The organism is Streptomyces sp. NPDC001617 (assembly GCF_053596855.1).
In genome coordinates this window covers 1-21,442 of record NZ_JBSFHA010000036.1, presented here as the reverse complement: position 1 = coordinate 21,442, position 21,442 = coordinate 1, and the positions used below count along the sequence as shown (strand labels likewise).

General features: G+C 69.7%; 16 protein-coding genes and 2 pseudogenes. 3 read left to right on the top strand and 15 right to left on the bottom strand.

The window, feature by feature from the left end; translation table 11 throughout:
- Positions 1-36: 36 nt before the first annotated feature.
- The 15 genes and pseudogenes from ACWC09_RS25745 to ACWC09_RS25675 form a co-directional block, all read right to left on the bottom strand.
- Complete coding sequence (locus ACWC09_RS25745) at positions 37-672, bottom strand: FHA domain-containing protein (protein ID WP_450852955.1); 636 nt, start codon at positions 670-672, stop codon at positions 37-39.
- On the bottom strand, positions 660-1,316 hold the full coding sequence (locus tag ACWC09_RS25740; protein WP_450852954.1) for a 4Fe-4S single cluster domain-containing protein: 657 nt from the start codon (positions 1,314-1,316) through the stop codon (positions 660-662). The genes ACWC09_RS25745 and ACWC09_RS25740 overlap by 13 nt, the downstream gene beginning before the upstream one ends.
- A gap of 1 nt (position 1,317) precedes the next feature.
- Entirely contained in the window at positions 1,318-2,607 is a 1,290-nt protein-coding gene (locus ACWC09_RS25735) for a hypothetical protein (protein ID WP_450852953.1), read from the bottom strand.
- Positions 2,604-4,949, bottom strand: a complete 2,346-nt coding sequence (locus tag ACWC09_RS25730) for a serine/threonine-protein kinase (protein ID WP_450852952.1) — start codon at positions 4,947-4,949, stop codon at positions 2,604-2,606. Before ACWC09_RS25730 ends, ACWC09_RS25735 begins: the two co-directional genes overlap by 4 nt.
- A complete protein-coding gene (locus ACWC09_RS25725) occupies positions 4,946-6,856 on the bottom strand; it encodes an AAA family ATPase (RefSeq protein WP_450852951.1) in 1,911 nt (636 codons plus the stop codon). The genes ACWC09_RS25730 and ACWC09_RS25725 overlap by 4 nt, the downstream gene beginning before the upstream one ends.
- Before the next feature lie 245 nt (positions 6,857-7,101).
- Positions 7,102-7,758 (bottom strand): DUF6338 family protein, encoded by a 657-nt coding sequence (locus ACWC09_RS25720; RefSeq protein ID WP_450852950.1) that lies wholly within the window; start codon positions 7,756-7,758, stop codon positions 7,102-7,104.
- A gap of 8 nt (positions 7,759-7,766) precedes the next feature.
- Positions 7,767-10,790, bottom strand: a complete 3,024-nt coding sequence (locus ACWC09_RS25715) for a CHAT domain-containing protein (protein WP_450852949.1) — start codon at positions 10,788-10,790, stop codon at positions 7,767-7,769.
- A 356-nt stretch (positions 10,791-11,146) separates the two neighbouring features.
- Positions 11,147-11,749, bottom strand: coding sequence for a hypothetical protein (locus tag ACWC09_RS25710; protein ID WP_450852948.1), 603 nt, complete (start codon positions 11,747-11,749; stop codon positions 11,147-11,149).
- On the bottom strand, positions 11,746-13,380 hold the full coding sequence (locus ACWC09_RS25705; protein WP_450852947.1) for a hypothetical protein: 1,635 nt from the start codon (positions 13,378-13,380) through the stop codon (positions 11,746-11,748). Before ACWC09_RS25705 ends, ACWC09_RS25710 begins: the two co-directional genes overlap by 4 nt.
- Before the next feature lie 422 nt (positions 13,381-13,802).
- Positions 13,803-14,630 (bottom strand): ZIP family metal transporter, encoded by an 828-nt coding sequence (locus ACWC09_RS25700; RefSeq protein ID WP_450852946.1) that lies wholly within the window; start codon positions 14,628-14,630, stop codon positions 13,803-13,805.
- Between the two features lie 459 nt (positions 14,631-15,089).
- A complete protein-coding gene (locus ACWC09_RS25695) occupies positions 15,090-15,770 on the bottom strand; it encodes a hypothetical protein (RefSeq protein WP_450852945.1) in 681 nt (226 codons plus the stop codon).
- Positions 15,771-16,032: 262 nt separating this feature from the next.
- Positions 16,033-16,176: a hypothetical protein gene (locus tag ACWC09_RS25690; RefSeq protein WP_450852944.1), complete on the bottom strand. Its 144-nt coding sequence runs from the start codon at positions 16,174-16,176 to the stop codon at positions 16,033-16,035.
- A gap of 37 nt (positions 16,177-16,213) precedes the next feature.
- Complete coding sequence (locus ACWC09_RS25685; RefSeq protein ID WP_450852943.1) at positions 16,214-16,492, bottom strand: SHOCT domain-containing protein; 279 nt, start codon at positions 16,490-16,492, stop codon at positions 16,214-16,216.
- Positions 16,493-16,659: 167 nt separating this feature from the next.
- Positions 16,660-17,604, bottom strand: a pseudogene (locus ACWC09_RS25680) (tyrosinase family protein).
- A gap of 227 nt (positions 17,605-17,831) precedes the next feature.
- The gene (locus ACWC09_RS25675; RefSeq protein ID WP_450853008.1) at positions 17,832-17,990 is read right to left on the bottom strand and encodes a DUF5959 family protein; all 159 of its coding nucleotides are present in this window, start codon (positions 17,988-17,990) and stop codon (positions 17,832-17,834) included.
- A gap of 599 nt (positions 17,991-18,589) precedes the next feature.
- On the opposite strand from ACWC09_RS25675, the gene istA reads away from it, so the two are divergent.
- From istA to ACWC09_RS25660, 3 genes and pseudogenes are all read left to right on the top strand, one after another.
- Positions 18,590-19,603, top strand: a complete 1,014-nt coding sequence (gene istA / locus ACWC09_RS25670; RefSeq protein WP_450852942.1) for an IS21 family transposase — start codon at positions 18,590-18,592, stop codon at positions 19,601-19,603.
- Positions 19,604-19,725: 122 nt separating this feature from the next.
- Positions 19,726-20,559, top strand: coding sequence for an alpha/beta hydrolase (locus ACWC09_RS25665; RefSeq protein ID WP_450853007.1), 834 nt, complete (start codon positions 19,726-19,728; stop codon positions 20,557-20,559).
- Between the two features lie 239 nt (positions 20,560-20,798).
- Positions 20,799-20,940 (top strand): annotated as a pseudogene (locus ACWC09_RS25660) (alcohol dehydrogenase); the annotation flags it as partial.
- Between the last annotated feature and the right edge of the window lie 502 nt (positions 20,941-21,442).

Genomic DNA, 21,442 nt, shown 5'->3' with positions numbered 1-21,442 from the left:
GACCGGACCGGGCGGCGAGGGCCGGGAACGACCCGTTCAGCCTCGTGCGGCCTCGTTGCGCAGCCGGACGCGCACCGTGACGTTCGAGGCCAGCCGGATCACACTGCCGTCATGGAGCGGCCGGACCTGCCCTCGCGGGACGGGGACCTCGTCGGCCCAGGTGCCGTTGGCCGAGCCCTCGTCACGGAGCCAGACCGCTCCGTCGGACGTCACGCCGACGGTCGCGTGCGTGCGGGAGACGTTGTCGAAACCCGCAAGGCGCGGAGCGCTGCTCGTGTGCTGGGGGGCTCGCCCGAGGACGACCTCCTGTCCCGGACGCACCTCCACCACCCCGGAGTCAAAGCTCAGCTGCACTGCCGTCACCGGTCGTTCGAGCGTCGTGCGGAGTGCCGAGCCAGGACGAGGTGCGCCGGTCCGGTCGGTCGACGGCAGTTCGCGCAGGCATCCCATACAGACGAGGTCCGCCGGGTCGACGGTCACCCGGCAGAACGGGCAGGCAGGGTGGTCCTCGGCCACCTCGACCGTGGTGGCGGCCGGAGGCGGCGCCGGAGCCGACTCGGCTGTGCCGGCCCGTACCGCTCCGTCGGTGGTGAGCACGGCCCGGCAGTCCGGGCAGACCACTTCGTCGGCCCCCACCTCCGCGCCGCAGGCCGTGCAGATCAGGCGGTCCATGTGGCGTTCTCCCAGTTCACGCCTCCGGCTTCGGAAGCTGCCTGCCACCGGGTGAGTTCCGCCCGGTGGGGTATTCCGATGACGCGCAGTGCGGTGCCGTCCGTCATCACCTGCACGCGGCGCGCCGGGTATCCGGCCAGCGCCTCCTCGCCGTACCGCTCGCGCCCCAACTCCGTGAGGGGTACGACCTGTTGGTTGTCGGACCCGCGCAGCGGGGTGCCGGTGTTACGGCGCTCCACATAGGGTCCGGCGACGACCGCGTCGCACAGAGACAGGGCCCTGCGGTACGGGGCGCTGTCGCGCAGCCGGGGCCAGGCGTAGCCGGAGTACACCAGCAGGTCGCAGATCACCTCGGCCGTCGTCGCGAACTCCCGCAGCGCGGACAGGAGTTCGGCGAGGGCATTCGGTTGCTGGAAGGGTTCTCCGCCCGAGACGGTGACGCCGTCCACCGGGCCGGGGAGCGTGCGGATCCAGGCCAGTACGGCCTCGACGTCGACCTCCGTGTCCGGGCGCCGTTCCCAGGTGTCCCGTGACATGCATCCCGGGCAGGCCAGGGTGCATCCCTGGACCCAGATGCCGGCTCGGACCCCGTGGCCGAGTACCTTGACGGGGTAGTGCAGCCGGTTGACCGCGAGCGGTGTCATGTCACTGTCCCAACTGCCCGGTCTGCGTGCCGTGTTCCGGGCGGTACTGCTCCTCGCTCCGGCTCCGTCCGCCGTGTGCGACGGGGGTGGGGCGGCGGCCCGGGACGGTCTGTGAGCGGACGTCGACCTGGACGCCCTCCCCGGTCAGCCGGGTCCGCAGATCTTCCAGGGTGCCGCACCACTGCTCCTCGCGTTCCCGATCGGCCCGCCGCCCCGCCATCCCCTGGGCTCCGCCGGTACGCACCACCACGGCACGCAGTTCCCGCGCGGTGTCGTCGAAGACCATGCGTACCTCGTGCTCCCGCCAGGAGGCGTGTGTGACGGCGAAGGCGCTCTGCTCGACCGTGACCGTCGAGAAGTCCCCGCACAGCTCGTATCCCATCTCCTCCAGCGACTTCAGCAGTACTTCCCGGACGTGGTGCCGTTCGGCGGCCTCGCGCACCGTCTCCGCCCAGCGCACGGCCTCGTCCCGCATCCGTGGTTCGAGGGGGCGTTGAGCCCGGACGACGGCATGGAGTTGCTCCCGCAGGGGCTCGGCCGTCTCGTCCTGGACGTGTCCGAGCACCTGGAGGAAGGCCGCGGCGGTCCGTGCGTCGGCCATGCGCCGATCGGCCGCGGCCCGTGCGTCGTCGACCCGCGACCGCAGGTCGTCCAGTCGGTTGCGTGCCTCGGTGGGGGAGGAGGCGGCGCTCACGCGCGCGGCGGCGGCCGTGATCTGCAGGCGTTCGTCGTGCGGGACCGCCGGGGTCAGCCGGCTCAACGCCCTCGCTGCGGCCTCCCGTTCGGCGGTCAGGCGATCCGAGGCGGGCGCCCTCATGGATGCGCTGCGCCGGGGCGGCGTACCGGGTGTCGCCCGGGCCGGCCGGGGGCCGGGCGGCGGTCCGGAGGCCAGCCAGGCCGCCGCGCGCTGTGCGTCCTGTGCCAGCAGCTGCTGCTCGGCCTCCGCGAGGGACCGGTCCGCGGCGGCGCACCAGGCCTGCAACTCCTCGACACTCTGCCGGAACAGCACCAGCGGGTCCGGCAGTCCCTCCGCCGAGCGGCCGTACGCGCCGAGCGCGGCCCTGGTCACCTCGATCCGGGTGTTGCGGGCGAGCACCTCGGAGGCGGCCTGTTCCCACACCGCTTCCGCGCACCGCTCCCGCTCCCAGTGCTCCCTGCGTCGCTCGAGGGCCGAGCCGACCGAGGTGAGTCCGGCCGACAGGGCGAGGGAGACGGTCGCACCGGCGGCGTAACCGAGGACGGCACCGACGGCGAGCGGTGCCGCAAGCCCCATCGCGGAACCCGCGCTCATCCTCCGTTCACCACCCTGACGTGGGCGGCGACGTACTGGTTGTTCCACAGAGTCCGCCGGTGGGACACGGACCGCAGATGAAGGATCAGCAGCGTCACGTAGACGGGAGCCGGCAAGGCCAGGAGGAGGCTTACGGCGCAGGGGGCGACGAGGATCGCCAGGCAGCCGAATCCCGCGCCCCGGGGGCGGCCCGCCCGGAGGAATCCGGCGCCGGCCTGGCTGAACAGGGTGTGCCCGCGTTGGTACTCGGCGCCGACCTGTTGAGCGAACCCGATCTCCAGCCAGAACTGGACCACCAGGCAGGCGAGACCGATGAACAGGCAGGCCACCGCGGTGCCCGCCGAGTGGGTGAGCCCGTCACCGATCAGGGCGAGAAGGACCATGATCCCCGCGTACAGCGCCAGTGGGCCGACCGCGCTTCTCGTGGCCGCCGACACGGCGCCCGGCGACAGGCGTTGCGCCTCCATGTGCTGCCAGCGCGCGATCCGCTCCTGGTGGGCCGCCTGGGCGGCGGCGTTCTCGCGGGCCGTCCGCTCGGCCTCGGAGAGTGCGGCGGGGACCAGTTTGCGTACTGCTGCCAGCGCGGCCGGGTCGTTGCCGGTCTGCTGACGGGCCGCGCCGAACCAGGGCACCATGGCGGCGGTCCGCGCGGACACCTGGTCCAGTTGGGCCACCAACCGGACGGTGTCGTCCCCGGTGCCGAGGAGCAGGCTGAGCAAGGGGGCGATCGCCTGTCCGGTGTCGGCGGACGTGGACAGGGCCTGTTGGGCGGTCGGCGGGAGCTGCGGCCACAGCCTGGCCAGGATCTCGCGGCTGCGGGTCTCGGCGGCACGCCAGGTCTCGTCGAGACCGCGCAGCGCCGATCCCCCCGCGTACCGGGCGAGTTCCGGTAGCAGACGCTGCTGCCAGAGCGCTTCCACGAGCCGCACGTACTCGTCGTCGAGGCGCTGTGCGGCGGTGGCGTGCCGGGCGATCGCGAGCAGGTTCTGCCGGTCGATGGTCCGTCCCCGACACTGGGGCGGGGACTGCGGGGCGAGCACGCGCAAGAGGCGGATCACACGGGCGTCGGGGCCGAGCGCGGGGTCGGGGAGCTCCTCGTCGATCAGCTCCTGGAAGGCCTCGACGTCGTAGGTGTCGGGTTCGTCGAACTGCCTGAGCCATCTGCGCAGCGTGCGCCAGCCCTCGGACGGCTGGTGAGCGGGACCCATGTCGGTGAAGAACCTGCGAGCCGCGGCCTGCCACACGTCCGCCCGGGTGAGGGCGGCGGCGAGTTCCGCGGGCTCGGAGTAGCGGACCGAGAGCAGCACCAGCGGCTGAATGGCCTTGTTGCGTAGGGGGGTTGCGGGCATCGCGGTGGGGATGGCGACCTCGGGGCTGCCGCCGGCGAGCCAGCTCGTGACCTGTGCCGCGCCCCATCTGTCCTCCGGGTCACGGGTGAGCAGGCCCGCGCACAGCAGGCGCAGGCGTGGGTCAGCCACTCCGTCGAGGTCGATGTCGCGGAGCATGACGGCGGCGTCGATGGCCGGCTGCCCCATGTCCTCGAAGGGGCGTTGGCCGAGCAGGAGTTCGCGGACCATCATGCCCAGCGCCCACCAGTCCCTGGCCCGGGAGGTCTGGCCGCCGCTGCTCAGCAGCAGCTCCGGCGCCAGATAGGCGAGGGTACCGGCTGCGGTGGCGGCGGCCCGGGTCTGGTCCAGTACCCGGCTCACACCGAAGTCGGACAGCGCGAGGTCGAGGGGGTCGGACAAACGGACCAGTACGTTTTCGGGCTTGAGGTCTTGGTGGATGATGTCGACCTCGTGCAGTGCGGTCAGCGCCGAGGCGATCTGCCGGACCGTTTCAGTGACCATGGCCGTGGGAGCGCCGGTCGGCCGGCCGACGAAGCGGGCCAGGTTGCCGCCGGGCACGTACTCCATGAGTTCGTAGTCCCGTTGTCCTGCCTCGCCGGTCTCCAGGACCCGCACGATGTGCGGGTGGTGCAACTGAGGTATCTTCGCCCAGACGTCGCGGGATGCCTGGCGGCCCGCCCTGCGGTAGATCTTCGCGACGAGCTCCCGGGAGTTCTCGTCGTCGGCGACGAGGAGCAGATTGGCCTCCGCGCCTGCGGCCGGGAGTTCGCTCAGGAGCCGGAAACGGGCGGCCAGTTGCTTCGGCAGGACCGTCAGCGTCTCCTCCTGCGGCGGTGCGGCCGTCTTCGGTGGAAGTGCTGATTCCAGACGGGTACGCAGCGCGTCCGCGGGAGCCGTCGCGGTCGAAGGGTCGTGTTCGAGCCTGGTCCGCAGGGAGTCGGCGGGCCGTTCGACGCGGGTACGGAGCGGGTCGACGGGTTCCTCGGGCTTCATCGCAGGGTCACCTTCCAGCCGGTCGCTCCGTGTGTCACGTCGGTGATGCACTGCTTGGCCGCGGGCTGGTACCCCTGGGCGAACAGAGCGCGGGCCAGCGGGTTGATCAGGGCCGTCTCCAGGATGGATCCGATGCCGCGACCGCCGAAGGTGATGTCGGCCGTCGCCGCCTTCAGCAGGGTCTCGCGGGCTTCGGGTGCGATGGTCAGGGTGACCTTGCGCTCCTTGGCGACGAGACCGAGGATGCGCTTGAGCAGGAGGTCGAAGATCTCCTCGGCGGCGGACGGGCGGATGAAGTTGAAGACGACGATGTTGTCGCCGAGCCTGTTGAGGAGTTCCGGGCGGTCCAGTTCCTCGGCGATGTGCCTGCGGACGGCCGTGGAGATGAGGCTGACGAGTTCGTCACGCGTGTTGTCGGGCGTGACGTTCTGCACGAGCATGCCTCGCTCGTCGAGCACCGACATGCCGAGGTTCGAGGTGAAGACCAGTACGGCTTCCGAGAAGTAGACGGTGGAGCCGGTGCTGTCGGTGAGCCGGCCGTCGTCGAGGATCTGCAGGAACTTGTCCAGGATCTGCGGGTGCGCCTTCTCGATCTCGTCGAACAGGATGAGGCTGAAGGGCCTTTCCCGTACGGAGTTGGTGAGTTCACCGCCGGCGTCGTGTCCGATGTAGCCGGGAGGCGCGCCGATCAGCCGGGCCGCCGAGTGCTCCGCGGAGAACTCGGTCATGTCGAAGCGGATGTACGCCCGCTCGTCGCCGAAGATCAGCTCGGTCAGCGACTTGGCCAGTTCGGTCTTGCCGACGCCGGTGGGGCCGGCGAAGAACAGCACTCCGCGCGGGCGGGACGCGTTGGACGCGGCCTGCGCGCCGGACAGGCCCATGACCGAGCGGATGATGATGTCGACGGACTGCTCGATGGCCTCGTCCTGTCCGCGCACCCGCTCCCGGATCCGCTCGGCGGCGGTGTTGAGCCGCTCTCTGAGGAAGGGCTTGCTCCACGGGTTGTCCGAGATACCGACGCGGTAGCAGCGGGCTGCCGACTCGATCGAGTCGACGGCACCTTCACGGGTGCGGGCCAGCCGGATGATCTCCATCATGCTGCGTACCGTCAGTGACTCGGTCTGCTCCGCGAACTGGTAGGCGACGTCGTCGTGTTCGGCCCCGCCGAGCAGCTGGGCGGAGATGCCCTGGGAGAGCAGTTCGGCCGCCGCCTTGCGGTCGCCGAGGTCGGGCAGGGGAATGGCGATCCGGCGCACGGCCATGGAGTCCGCGGTGAACCAGGCGGGAATGTCACGGTCGTTGTTGGCCACCCACAGCACGGGGTTGTAGCGCGGGGTCGCCCCACGGTCGCGCACGGGGGTGGAGATGTGCGACAACTTCTCACAGGCGGAGAAGAAGTAGTGCTCCTCGGCCGAGAGCTGGCGGACGTCGCGGACCAGTCGGGAGGCGTAGTCCACCATGACCCCGGCGCGCACGTCTCGGCTGCCGGCCACGGCGCGCAGGACGCCCAGCAAGGCGTCCAGGCTCAGCGGTCGTCCGTTGCCGACCGGGACGGAGATGAGCGCGGCGACCTTCTCGAGGACCTCCTCGTCGTGCGCGGGCAGCACATGGAGTCCGTCGACGGGGTCGGCCACGAGCAGGAACGAGTAGCCCAGCGGCTTCATGAGCCACCACAGGGCTTCCCGGATGTCGGGCAGTTGCCACGACTCCCCCTGGGGGACCAGATAGCTGTCCCGGATATTGCCGTACAGGACGAGTTGCGGGTTGGTCAGAAGACAGGTGCCCGTCTCCCGAAGCCACGCGGGTACGTGTCGGCCGCCGTAGGTGTCGGCGGGGTCGGCCGGGGCGGTGACATCGTGCGCGCCGGTGGCCTTGTGGAGCGAGGACAGTTCGGGGCCGGTGCTCATTCGTCCGCCCCTTGGTCATCCGTGCCGTCCTGGGCCGCGGGCGTCGGCGCGGCGGGAGGGTCGGTGATCGTCACAGCGGGCGGCGGCGCCGCCATGGCCGTGGCACCGGGCCCGGTCGGCATGTACCCCCCTCGGCGGCGCACGGTGCGTCGACGCCGAGTCGGCGGAGCCTCCGTCCGAGGTGGGCCTTCCTGCTGTTCCTTCTCCTGGGCACTCCCGGCGCCTGTCGTCTCGTCGCTCATTCCTTATTCCCCCTCAACGGACATGACCTCGGCGTAGGCGATTTCCTCCCACCGCATCAGCACGCCGACCCCGCGGAACTGCGGTCGTCCCTCCACCATGCGGATCCGGCCCGACGCCGGATCGACCTCCACCGTCTCCGCCAGATAGATGTCCTGGTCGTGCGGGAACCCGGAGGCGTACGAGTGCGGGCCGCGGCGTGCCGGAGCGAAGGCGCCGGCGAACCAGCCGTTGTCCCCGCCACTGGGATCCTTGAGCCGGATCCTCAGCCAGAGGCTGCCTTCGTGCGAGAAGACCTGGTCCCAGGCACGGGGCGCGGGCGCCGGGCCGGTGAGCCAGCGGGCCCAGGGGCGTCGGCGCCGGGTCGCGACACCGACCGTGTGACCGAGCGCTGCGGGCACGAGTGCGTAGACCGCGACGACCGGCCACAGCAGCCATGGTGTGCCGTCGCTCCGGAGTGCCCCGTGCCGGCCCTGCTGCACCAGCCACCAGGTGAGGGGTGCGCACGCCAGGTGGAAGAGCACGGAGACGCCCAGGAAGCGCAGCACCCGGTCCGACAGGTTCACGCCCCAGGCGCCCGCCTGTTTCTCCAGTTCCCAGGTGTACAGCGCGCCGGGCACCACCCCGATCAGTGTGGCGAGCAGAGCCTCGAACGAGCCCATGGTCCCCCTCAGATCCCCACGCAGCCGAATGCGGCCCAGACCAGCGGACTGCTGTGCTCCCTGTATCCCGCCCACTCGGGATCTCCGTCGGGAGCGAAGTCGGCGAGTTCGGGATAGGCCGTGTGCTTCTGCGCGTTCGTGCTGTCCCGCAGCCACGCCATCGCGCGCCCGACCGCGGCCGGCAAACTCAGCCCCTCGCCGAGCCAGTACCGGTAGGTCTGCGCCATCTGCGCGGCGGCCGGGGCGTCCTCGACCGGCCACTGCGCGGCGATCACCGCACCGAATCCCGCCTGCATGAACCCGGTGGGGAGTCCGACGACCTCGTCGGGCAGGCTCTCGTCCACCTGGCCGCTGTCGCATGCCGACAGCACGGCGAGCCGGGCGGTCACGGCGGGCCTGGCGAACATGTCCCGCACGGTGAGCCGCTCGCCGCCGGCGAGGCCGAGTCCGGCGTCGAGCGGACGGTCGGGCTGTACGTACGCGTGACAGGCGAAGTGGCAGACGTCGGCCTCCTCGAGTGCCTGTTGGACGTGGTGTCGGGTGGCGGCCGTGCCGTGCAGTTCCCGGACCTCGATCGCGGGTGGCAGTACGGCCCGCACGCGCTGGATCTCGGTCGCGGCACCCGGTAGGGGCGGCCCGTCGCACGGCTCCGGATCGCGCACCGCGAGCAACCGGCCGACCGGCGTGCGATGTGTGCGGGCGACCGCGACGCTCAGAGTGCGGGCGCTGGGTGCGCCGGCGATCGGTATGTCGTCGATGACATGGCGGCGTCCGGTCGGGGCCTGCGGATCGGGGCGCGCCGCGGCGTGCAGCGGCAGCATGCCGAGAGGGCCGTCGGGTATCAGGACCGTCGACGTGCCGGGCCCGACCGCGCCGACGACGGCCGACATCACCGACTCCCATAGCCCGTCGACGAGTTCGTCCATGCGGTGCTCGGCTTCGTCCACGTCGTCGTCGGTCACGGCAGCGCGCAGTGCGGTCACGGAGCTGCGTTCGAACTCGGTGGTGAGCCGGGGCAGCTCGAGCGCGCGCACCGTCTTGTCGGCCGCGTCCGGACTGCCGGGGACGAGTACCGCGATCCCGCCCCGCTCCGTCGCCGCCAGGTAGACCAGGGTGCTGCGGCAGGCATGCGCCGGTTCGGTCAGGTCCGCCACCGTGGGCGGTTTGAGGAACGTCGTGAATCCCGGCAGCCCGCGGATGTCCCGGACGACGTCGTCCCAGGCACGCAGTCGTTCCCGGTACGCCTCCCGCATGCCGTCGACCACCGACAGACCTTGCTGGTCGGCCAGCAACCGCTGCTCCAGTTCGCCCAGTTGCCGCGCAGCGGTGCGGAAGCGTGCCGACAGGTTGCGGTACTCGCTGGACAGCAGCCTGACCAGGTCGGGATGGTCGCGCTGCATGACCTCGGCGAGCATCACGGCCCGGCCCGTCTCCAGCGCGGTGGCAGCCGCCTCCGCATCTCCCTGCGCCACCAGCGCGAACGCGGTCCGCGCCGCGAGCCCTTCGGCCTGTCGAAGGGCTACGGCCTTGTGGTCCCTGCCGAGTTGGAGAGCCGCGATGTCGTGCAGCATCCCCAGCGCGATCCGGCCCGCCTCCGCGACTTCGCCGAGCTCACCGCGCCGCCAGGCCGAACCGAACCATCCGCGTGCCGCGAGGAACACGGCCGCGCGGTCGGAGTCCGTGAAGTCGCGGCAGATCTGCCGGCTCAGCTCGGAGGCCTCCCGCTGGTGCTCGGGCGATCCCGTTGCCTCCGCACGCACCAGCAGAATGTCCGCAAGGGTGCCCAGCACCCCGGACCGCAACGGCGACTCGGCGGGTATGTCCGCCGCGGCGCGGCGTGCCGTGTCCGCCGCCGCGTCGAGGGACGCCGGATCGCCCGTCGACCGCCCGTTGATCAACTGGCAGTAGGCAAGGCGTGTCAGCACGCCGATCCTGGACCGGTGATCCAGGCCCACATGGTCGAGGGCGTCGCGCAGGAGACGTTCGGCCGCAGCGGCATCCCCGGCGTACTGGTCGGGGTCCGCCACATGGCGGTCCAGCAGCAGTGTGCCGCTGAGGGCTATCGCCGCCGCTCGGTGCTGTGCGGGCGTGTTCTCCCCGGTGAGCTCCCGCAGGAGGTCCAGCGCGCGGGTCAGGTCGGCCGTCAGCGCCCCTGATCCCGCTCGGCCGTCCGGACGGATGCCGTCTCGGCGGGCGTGATGCCTGGCGGCCAGGGTCAATGCCAGGTTGATCACGAGCATGCCGCGCAGCATGCCGTCGTCGCCGCACTGGTCGAGTGCCTTCTGCTGGTCCTGGATCGCCTGATCGACATCCGCCTGGCGTGCGTCGGACAGATAGCCGAACAGGGCGACAGTGGCCCGGACATCCGATCCGATGGCCGTGGCCGCCGCCATACGAGAACCGGGCACGACGAAATTCCCACGCGGTCCGCCGTCCGTTTCCTCCAGCCTCTCCAGAGAGCTCTCGTGCCCTTTTCCGAGCGCAGCGGCTCGGGCGAGGTCGGCGGGATTTCCGCGGTCCACATGGCGCAGAACGAGCGCCTGCGAAAGATGGGTGGCGGCCCATTCCGCCTTTTCGGCGGATCCGGAGACCGTGTGGCGCTGCAGGAGATCGTCCAGAATGGCGATGGCCTCGTCGATTCCTTGCGGGTCGGGCCGCACGACCTGGTGTCGGGTCATCAGGACCACTGCTCGGTTGCCCAACAGGGTCTCCGCGAAGCCGACGGGCGCACTGGCCGCCGACCGCGCCCGCACGGACGGCAGCGCCCGAACGGCCTGCCCCAGCAGCGAGTCGGCCTCCTCCAACAGCGCGGCCGCCCCGCTCAGGGTGAATGACTCGTAGAGTCCCTGGCCGAGTTGGCCGGCGGACACCGCCCAGTCCGGGGTGCCCGGTCGTGTGCGGGCGAGTCCCGTGCGCCACAGTGCCACGGCGGCGTCGAGGTCTTCGGGGGTCCGGCGCGCGGCCAGCATCATCGCCAGGTTCGCCTGCGCGGTCCCTTGCTCGGGGTGCCCGGTCGCCAGCAGTCGCAACACGGTACGCAGATGTTCGATCGCCGCGTCGAGGTCCCGCTGGTCCCCCTGGCACCGATGGCGCGAGTAAAGGGATATCGCGAGATTTCCGAGGGCCGTGCAACGAGAGCGCAGGTCGTTGCCGGCGAGGCGCAGGATATGTAAGTCGGCGGTGACTTCCCGGTCCACTTCATGGCACGGCACAAAATCATCACGCGGGTTTGTCCCACCCAAAGCGCGCACGTCATGTCCCCCGATTTCTCCATGACCAAGCGGCGACCAGGTAAGAACGTACGGTACTTACTCATTCAAGATCCGGGAACAGTAAGCCAACTTGTGACAGCTTTTGTCGTAACGGGATCACGGAATGGGAGTCCCTGTCAGAGGAAGGTGACCCGGAAGTGTGCCTGAGCCTCGGGGCGGACGGCGGCGGTGCCGTCCGCCGCATAGTCGGCGACGCCGGCCCGCTGGCAGACGCCGAGGAAGTCCTTCAGGTCGAGCAGGGAGAAGTCGGCGCGGATCTCCTCCGGCAGCAGGGCATGCATCTCTTCCGGTGTGAGCCGGCCGTCGACGACATCGGGGTTGCGGACCAGCTCGGCCAGCACACAGCCCTGGCTCTCGGTCAGCCGGACGCGGCGCACGTCGAAGAGCAACGGCACGACCGTGGTGACGACCGCGGGAGCGATCTGCGGTGCGCCGAGCAGGACCAGCAGCCCCGCGACGAACGCCATGGCCACGGCCGTCCGCGCGGCGCCCTGACTGAGGTCGACCTCCCAGCCGCCAGGACGGAGTTCGAGGTCCGCATCGGGGGAGTCGAGCACGACCGCGTGCGCCACCCCGTCGAGAAAGGCCTCACAGCCCAGCTGCGAGGAGTAGTCGTCGGGCAGCACCGAGAACCAGAGATTACGAAGGTCCTCCTGAGTGACGACGTCTCCCTCGCCGTCCCTGCGCGTGAGAAGGAACGGGACGATCTCCTGGGTCATGTGCGACCGGCCTCCCAGTGGTAGGCGGATACGTCGAAATAGTGTTCTTCCGCGAGGAGATGACTGACCGTCGCCTCCACGACGACCCTGGAGTTCGTCAGCACGGTGGGATCGAGGCGGGCCGCGGGGTAGTGCCCGGCGAGGTAGTCGGCCAGGACATCGCCCATGGTGTCCGAACAGGGCAGCAGCAGCCGCAGATTGGTGTCACCGACCATACAGGCGAACAGCGCCGCTGGTTCGTCGTTGCCGTCCCGGACGGTGGCCTGCGCATAGGTGAGAGACTCGCCCGTGTCACGCCAGAGGTCGAACTGGGCGAGCGGGGCGAGGTCGATGAGGCCGGTGACCCGCGTGCGCTTCAGCACGTCGGACCATCGATCGCGCCAGGCGATGTCTCCCAACGAAGACAGCGCCACGTTGACCAGTACGGCCTTGCGCCGCGGCAACGCCGAGCAGACCAGAGCCAGTTCGCTCGGGGCCGCGAGCAACGTGCACTCGACGTCTCCGTCGTCGTCGATCGTGCGCAGGAACACGACGGTCGCGGTTCCCTGCTCTTCGAGGGTGCCGCGGTCCTCGGCGGAGAAGGTGAACTGCTGAAGGAGCCGGAAGGCCGGACGCGCGGTGCCGAACACATGCGCGTTCTCGCCGTGCCCGGAGACCAGCGCCGCTCGGCCGGCCGCCGCCAGTTCCCGCAGTGTCCGTATGACGGCCTGGCGGGGCGCTTCGCGTACCACGAGGCGTTCGCGGCGCCACACTTCGTAGGCTTCGACGTCGTCCGGGGTCGAGTCCTGGGAAGCGAGCAGTCGGCCCGTGTGATGCGGAGCCCGCGCCTGCAACGTGTCGATCGCGCGCGCGGTGAAGTCGCGGTGGCCGTCGTAGGCGAGCACGGTCGCGCCGTGTCCCTGGAGCAGGGCTGCCATCTGGTCATGGACGACATGGGTGACGGCCTGCCAGGTGCCCGGATCGTCGAGGGCCTCGGCATCCAGCAGGCCGTCCCATGCGCCCCCGACCTCGCCTCGGCACCTGTCCCAGGCCGCGGTCCAGAACGCTCCGTCCGCGTAGGCCTGTACAAGCCTGAACCGTTCGTCGGGACGCTCGTAGCGCGGGATCCCGCTCGTCGCTTCCGGGCTCAGCCCGTCCTCCAGCAGACGTTGCAGCGCGGGTGTCTGCATGCACACCCGTGCCGTCGTCTCCACCGCCAGCTCCCGCAGCCGTTGGTGCGCGGTGTGCTGCGTGAGAGCGACCGCGGCCTTGTGGTACCGCTGATACGCCGGATATCCCGTCAGCAGACCGGGGTCGCCGTCGGCGACCAGGCACAGGCTCTGGTAGGTGGCGAAGGCCTCGTGCACCGCACGGCACCACGTCACCAGCCGCTTGAGAGCCGCGCGTTGACGGTCGTCGTCCAGCGCCAGCACGGCGTACACGGCCAACGCGATTCCGTAGGACGTACAGTCGTTGAGCGCAGCATGCTGTACTTCGTGCACTGTCACCAGCCGAGCGGCGCGGGACGTCGCGGCGCTTTCCCCCAGATGCAAGGTCCACGCGTCGTGGCTGTTGTAGGCACCTCGGGCGTCGCGCGCCGCGCCGTGCAGCAGGCTGTCGAAGAGGTGCGTCTCGGGATCCGGCAGCGGCACTTCGGCAGAACCGGATTCCTCATCTCCTGATGCGCGTGCGGCCTCGCCCAACGTGCCCACTCCCTCGGTGGTCCTGCACCGACCCCTCACACCACTGTATGAGTCACTCTGTCGGGAATTTCAAGATTCGAGTCATTTTCCTTGATGCGACCACAGGGGCCGGGGCAGGCTGCGTGCGTCGAGGTACTGCTGGAACGCGGTCGGAGGGCAAGGCCGATAGGAGTGACCGGCGGGGTTCGCCAAAGTCCAGCCGCTCGACGTTGATCGCGAGTGCGGTCAGGACGTGCAGGACGTGCGTCTTGGCGAGGCTGCGGCAGCGTCGTCGTCGATGGCCGTCCATGAACAGTGTCACCATGCCCGCGCTTCACCGCCGACGGCCACGTTCTCCCGGCGGGCAGCTGTCGGCGGATGGTGCGGGAGCCTCAGGCGCCAGCGGCGGTGACGATCGCGTCGGTGGCGAAGCCGAGGACGAGGCCCAGCAGGACGCACCAGGTGGTCAGGGTCTTGAGTGCGGCTTTGCGGGCAACGGCCAGCAGTTCGATGACCACGTAGAGGATCGAACCCGCGGCCAGGCCCAGGAAGGCGATCGACACCGTGTTGTCGACCAGGTGCTGGCCGACCACGGTGCCGAGGAAGGTCGGGCCGCCGCCGATCAGGCCGAGCAGCAGCAGCGTGGCCCACGACGGGCGTTCACCCTCGGCGGCCAGCGGGGCCACGATGCCGAATCCTTCGGTGGCGTTGTGCAGGCCGAAGCCGATGATGAGGAGAAGGGCGAGGGAGAGTTCACCCTGGGCGGCGGAGTTGCCGATGGCCAGGCCCTCGGCGAAGTTGTGCAGACCGATGCCGGTGGCGATCATCAGTGCCAGCGAGCTCGCCGGGCTGCGGAGCCTGGGGGCCAGCTCGGCGGAGGTGGCGGCACCGGGGCCCGCGGGCCGCCGGGCGGAGGCCGCGCGGCGGGCGATCGAGCCGTCGTAGTACACCAGGCTCATCAGCCCGACTCCGAGGCTCACGGCCAGGGTCAGGCCGCCGGAGGTCACAGTGCCCCAGTCATGCTTGCCCAGCGCGTCGTCGACCGGCTCCCAGGCATGCGTCAGGACATCCCAGATCAGGAAGATCAGGATGCCGATGGCGACGGCGTTCAGGCCAGCGCGCAGCCGGGGGGTCGGGCTGCGCAGCCGGCCGAGGGGCAGGCCGAGGTAGATGGTGAACCCTGCGATCGCGCCGAGCAGGGCTACCTGGGAACTGGACATAGGGGGGACTCCAGGCGGATGAGCGGAGAAGTACACCTCGAAAATAGATGAGGTAAGCCTTACCTAAGACACATCGGGAGTCGATTTTGAGAAACCTTGGCGAATTACTTGCCATCGATGGCCGGTGCCGCCGTCGTACCGGCTCGAAGCGGGAGCGCCGAGTGATCCTCGGCACATTCAGGTGCACGGGCATCCATGTGCGTCTGCGGCCGGGCGCCGGCTGCCGACGGCGGGCGGGGACTCACACCGCTCGGAGGGTTTTCCGATGGAGACTGTCCCTTCTCGTCTGACCGCGGGCGGGCGGCCGGAGCGCAGCGACGGCTACGCACCACTGCGGGACTACGCCGTGATCGGGGATGGCCGCACCGCCGCGCTGGTGGCCCGCGACGGGGCCGTGGACTGGTTGCCGATCCCGGATCTGAACTCCCCCACGGTGTTCGCCGCCGTCCTCGACAGCTGTCACGGGGCGGCTGCCCCCTGCGGCCGACCGTGCCCTGTGCGGTGGACCGCCGCTACCGGCTGGGCGCCAACGTGCTGGAGACCACCTTCTCCACCGCCCACGGCACCGTCCGCGTCACTGATGCGATGCGTGTGGTGTGGGCGGATCCGGATGGCGACCGCGATGCCGGCGACGCCCGCGGCAACGGAGGCGGCCGGCAAGCCCCAGTCGCCGGCGTGCAGCGCGCCACGCCCGGGCAGCGGGTCGGCGACGACGAGGGTGCCGGTCTCGGTGCGGTGATCGGAAGTGGGCTGTTGATCGGGACCGGGTCGGCGGGGTGGTGGCCAGGCGGGCGCCGATGGACCGCTCCAGCAGGATGCGGTGGCGGTGAGATCGCCGGACTTGAACGCCTTCCGCGGCTGTCGGACGTACGCCAGATCGACGTGCGAGGTGTCCTTGGCCTCCAGTGAGTTGTTGATCTTGTCATGGATGTCCATCGAGTCGTGCGGCCTGGTCACCCGGTAGGCGATGCCCTGCCCTACGAGGTCGAAGGCCCGGTCGCTCTCCTCGCCGCCGTGCGCGAAGGCCGCTGTGCCGGAGAAGGAGAACAGGCCGGCGGTGAGCAGACCGACGAAGGTGGCGTGGACGGCACCACCGAGCTGCCGTGAACGTGCCTCGGGCACTGCGGGGTGGACGTGCACGTCAGCCTCCGGAGAGGTGGGTGAAGCCGCCGGGCCTCTCGTTCCGTGCGGCGCCGCCGGGCCGGCGGGCCACGGCGCGCCTTGCGCATGTGGGGGACGAAGCGCGGCGGGGTGCGGGTTGCGCGGGCGCTCGGGCAGCGGGCCCCGCGCGGGGTGATCAGGCGGGCGGAGTGGTGGACGGCTCCTGTCAGGATGGCCACCCCGAGCAGCAGGACGATCACCGCGGACAGGGCTTGGCCTCCTGTGCCTTCGGGCCGGTCGGTCAGGTGCGGCGGGCACCGTACGGCGGGCGGTCGTGCTTGGTCAGCGGGTCGTCGCCCGCCGGGCGGTGCTGATGCACGCCAGGGGGCAGGGCGCCGACCACAGCGACCGCGACCTGGCCGTGGTTGCGCTGGTTGGTGTTCATCACGGGCCTCCTCGGAACGTGCCGGTCGGTGCGTAGGTCAGCTCTTGCCGGGCGAGAGGCCGCGGTGGGCGCGCAGGACGGACATGCGGCGGTTGTATTCGTCCTCGTCGATCTCTCCGCGGGCGAAGCGCTCGGCGAGCAGCTGCTCGGGTGGGCCCGGAGAGCGGGGGGGACCGGTGTCCCGGTGTGGGCCGGGCGGGCCATGGCCCGGAAGAGCAGGACACCGGACGCGATGATCACGGCCCAGAAGAGGAACATGCCGGCCGACATCGCGAACCAGCCCCCATCCGCTGACGCCGTGGTTGTACCAGAACATCACCGGGGATCACTTCCTCGCGGGCCACGCGGCGCGGGTCTGGCGCTCGCGGGCTGCCCGTGACCCTGACCATCACCGTTACTCCCGACTGTCAGGCCGTCATGGGCCGAGGAGGCCAAGACGGCTGGGCCGTTGGGCCTTACCCCCAGGGGTATAGGGCCAGTCACCTAAGGCGCCGTGTCATAGGCGGGCGGAGCCACCACCTCGGCGTCGAGGGAATTCCTCACCCTGATCCGGTCGCCGGGTGGCAGGCCGGGGGTCTGGCTGTCCGGCGCGGCCCAGGGCCTGGTGCTCACGACGTTCGCGACGATGCCGGTGGCGGCACTCTGCGCGTCATGGCCGGACCAGGGCTCTAGCGGGCTGAGGATGCCCCAGGACGGTCGCTCGGTGGCCACGTCGCCGGACCCGACGGTGGTGCTCCACGTACCGTAGACCTCGGCGGGATCGAGACGCTCGGGGTGCGCGGGATCGCGTTGCCACATCGCGAACAGCCGGTCCGCGTTCGAGTGCAGCAGGAAGACGAAGGGGTCGCGGAACGACTTGTGAGGGTCCGTCAGCGTGCCGGGATCCTTGGGCGGACCGCCGATATAGCTGTGCATTCGCGCGTGCAGAGTGCTGATGCGCCGGTGGAACTCCCGGAAGTCCGGGGCGTCGAGGGCCTGCTGGTCCTCGGCTTGGCCGACCAGGGGTCCGGAGGCGCCGACGTTGCGTGTGATCTCCACGGGCGGGTCGGCCGGATTACCTGTGGCGTCACGGTGGTCGGGGGTGTCGGGGTCGTAGAAGCCCGCGTCGAGCCACGGCTGTTTGGCAAGGCCGTGTGCGCTGCCCATGAAGTCCGGGGTGAACAGCGGCGCCGGGTCCTCGGTCCAGTCCCAGTAGTGCAGCGACAGCTATGGGTCGACGCTGCGGACCAGCTCCTCGAACCGGTTCACGATCTCCCGGTGCCAGGGAAGAAACGCCGGGCAGCCGTGCACGTGTGTGCTCTGGTGGATCTCGTCCTGCTTGAACCAGCGGCTGACGCCCCCGGGGATCGGGAGGTCGGTCTTGTTGCCCGGGTAGAAGGATTGGTTGAGCGCCGCGATCGCCTTCCGTAGGCGGACCCGTTCCTCCACCGAGACCGATGAGAGATTCCTCCGAACATTGTCACCAATCGACATAGATCCCCCTCAGGGCATAGATGCGGCACCTCCGACATCTATGCCCTGATATCTACCTTTCCTGAAGGCGCGTCACAAGGACCGATGGCCGCTGACCGCGAGTTCGTGAGCAATAGTCAAGACTTGTGGATCAAGCCCGTGGCAGCCCAATGAGGCTGGCGATCTCGTTCGACGGCCATGGTTCAGTCTTCGGTCATGGACCAGGTCTCCCAGACCAAGTCCAGGCGTCGGTACGCGTCGTCGAACCAGGCGTCGGCCAGTGGGACGGTGACGGTCACTGTTGTCAGGGACGCCTCCCGGCCTCGGAGTACTACGGCGGCTCCGCCCCGTCCCGGACCGATCGGCGGTCGATGCGCCCAGCCCGAGCAACCTGCTGGCGGCAGACGACAGGGCGAGGTTCGGGACGGTTCCCGTGTTCACTGTGGTTCGCTCGACGAAGGAGGAGCCCGACTGTGTCCCTGCGGCATCACCACGAGTACGCCGCAGGCTTTCCTCGTGGCCTCCCGGCCAGCTTTCGAAGACCAACCCAGGAGTTGTCAGACCACCCGAAAGGATGACCTGCATACGCACCGCTACCGGCCCTGATCCGCCAGGTTCGAGCCGGAGGCACTTTAAGAGACGTAGAACGCCGGTTCCTCGCGTACTCCTCTCCATCACGCTTGCCGGACCCGCCCCATCTGGCAGTACTGGATACGTCCCGGCTTTGTCAGGGCCGCTCTCACCCTCCCCGGCATCACCCGGATCAGGCTGCCCTCAGCTTCAACCCGACTGCTGCGACAGGGGGTTGGTGCAGGTCTTCCACCTCCACTCGAACCAACAGCGCCTCACGGCGCAAACGAAAATCTTGCCAGGGCCCTGAACGTCCCCACCCGCGTACGGATGAACGCGGCCGGTTCCTGAGGCGGTGAGGAACGTTGGTCGGCAGTCTGCTGCGTAGTCGGTGTGTGGCGGCAGGGGATGGTCGGCGGTGGTCTTGGATCCGCGTCGCTGCTCGGAACTACGGCGGTTTCGGGGGTTGTTGGAGTCCGGGGGGATGAGCTTGTCGGAGATCGCCCGGGAGACGGGGCTGGACCGCAAGACGGTCCGCAAGTACCTTGCGGGTCCGGCGACTCCGCCGCGTCGCTCGGCCAGTGGCCAGGTGGTGCCCAGGAAGATCGACGAGTTCGCGCCGCTCGTCGACGCGATGCTGCGGGCCGAGATCCTGATGAAGGCGTCGGTGATCCACGAGCGGCTGGCCGCGGAGTACGGGTTCACCGGCAACTATCAGCGCGTCAAGCTCTATGTTCAGCAGGCTCGCCCGAGGATCGCCGAGGAACTCGGCATCATTCCCAAGGAGTTGGCAGGGCTGCACAGCCGCTTCGAGGTCGTCCCGGGAGCTCAGGCCCAGGTCGACTGGGGCGACGAGGGCAACATCCTCGCTCACATGGGCATCCCCAAGGTTCACTCGTTCCACATGGTGCTGTCGTACTCGCGCGACCCGTTCTGCTGCTTCACCACGAGTCAGGACCTGCAGACCTTCTTCGACTGCCACCGGCGGGCGTTTGCGCACTTCGGCGGGGTGCCGATGTCGATCGTCTACGACCGGACCAAGACCGTCGTGTGCCGGCACGTCGCTCCGGGCGAGGCGGTCCCACTGCACCCCGAAGCCGTCGGCTTCGCCGGCCATTATGACTTCGACATCGACGTCCTGGCCGCCTACCGGCCCACCGGCAAGGGTCGGGTCGAGCGTCAGGTCCTCATCGTCCGTGACCATGTGCTGTCCGGGCGGGCGTTCTCCTCGCTGGAGGAGATGGACGCCGCGTTCGCCGCCTGGGTGCCCAGGCGGCGGGACCAGATCCACAAGACGCACCGGCCAGGTGGGGTTGGAGCCACACGGGGCCTGGGCGAACAGGCGGGGCGCTACGGAGCGTCCATACCCCTTCCGGCAGTCGGCTCGCGGTTGCCCCTTGCGTGATCAGCGACGAGACTCCATTATCAGGAATCCTGATACTTTAAGTTTGTAGCGATGGGGATCCAGTCATGTCATTCAGGCCCAGAATCCAGGCCAGAGGGGTTCAGCTGTTGCTCGGCCGAATGATGAGCCGCGTGCACAAGGATCTGCGCTTCACCGACATCCCGAAGCGCACGGAATCCATCCGGGTGGAGACCGGCGCCGGACTGGTGACGTGCACCGTCTACCGTCCGTCGGCCGCCGCCGCCCCTGCCCCCGTGTACGTCAACTTCCACGGCGGCGGGTTCGTGATCGCCCGCCCCCAGCAGGACGACCACATCTGCCGCTACATAGCCGCCACGGCCGACTGCGTGGTGATCAACGTGGATTACGCCGTCGCCCCGCAGCGGCCGTACCCCGTACCCGTCACCCAGGCGTACGACGTCACCGCCTGGGTGGCCGAGAACGGCACCGCCAACAACTGGGACGGTTCGCGACTCGCCGTGGGCGGACACAGCGCCGGAGCCAACCTGACCGCCGCGGTCTGCCGCACCGCTCGGGACCGCGGCACCTTCACGCCCCGCCTTCAGATCATCGACTCGGCACCGCTCGACCAGCTCGCCGACCCGGCCACCAAGCAGTCATCCATCGTCAAGCCCCTGCTTACCCCTCAGCTCATGCGGGTCTTCACCGCCGCCTACGTCCCTGATCCCGCCGACCTGGCCCATCCGCTGGTGTCGCCCGGACTGGCCGACGACCTCGCCGGGCTGCCGCCCGCCCTGGTCATCACCGCGGAGAACGATCGCCTGCGCGACGAGGGCGACGCCTACGCCAAGGCCCTGGAAGCTGCCGGCGTTCCGGTCACCCACCGTTGCTTCGAGGGTGTCGACCACTACTTCACCCACACTGGCCCGGTACCGGCCGGGAAGGAAGCCATCGATCTGATGGCCACCACCCTGCGCACGGCACTCACCGCCTGACCGCTGAAAGGGGCCAGAGTCCTTGTGTCAACACGCTGCCTTGGTGACACCTATCGTGCTTCGGCTCACCATCGGACCACCGGACTCGACGAGTTCAACCTGAGTAAGGGGTGGCCGGAAGGCGGCGAACTGCAGGCCCGGAAGCGTTGATCGCACTCGAAAGTATCGTCCGAGGTGGCCTATGTGGAGCGGACTGATGCTACGGGGCAGGGCCGAGTTGGATCCGGCGCTGCTCGTAGCAGATGCTCGACTTCTGCGCCGAGCACGGGCATCGGCGCGGAGATCGAGCGGATCACCGCCTCCGAGATCAACGAGGCGTACAAGCGGGTGCTGGCGAGCGATGTGCGGTACCGGTTCGTGATCGACACGGCGACCATCTGAGCCTCGACCGACAGGCCCCGGCGGGTGATCCGCCAGGGCCTGCGGCATGTCGCCGAACGCCGCCCCGGCAGCCACAGCGGATACGACCCCGGAACGGACGACGTGAGCGTCCCGACCGGAATCTCCAGCGGGGGCAGCGACTTGCTGGCGGCGAGATCGGCGGCGATCAGGACGAACGCTCCGGTCGACGCGCCGAGCACAGCAGCGGCATCCGCGGGATGCGAGGGCTCCGGCCCCGGCAGCCTGGGGTGCGGTACGCGCGACGAACTCGATGGGCCCGACGTCATCTTGCACGATCAGAACAACAGCGATTGAGGGCCTCTGGTCACGAACTCCCGCCACATGACGGCCCATCAGCTCGCTACACTCGAAAAAAAGCCCCTGACCAGCGGCGATAGTGAACTGGAACTGGACTATTAGGAGCAGTCTGAGAGGTCGCGCGGATAGGCGCGGTTGGGGACCCCGGCAACAGAACGGGCAGAGGTCCCGTTGATCACGGAGT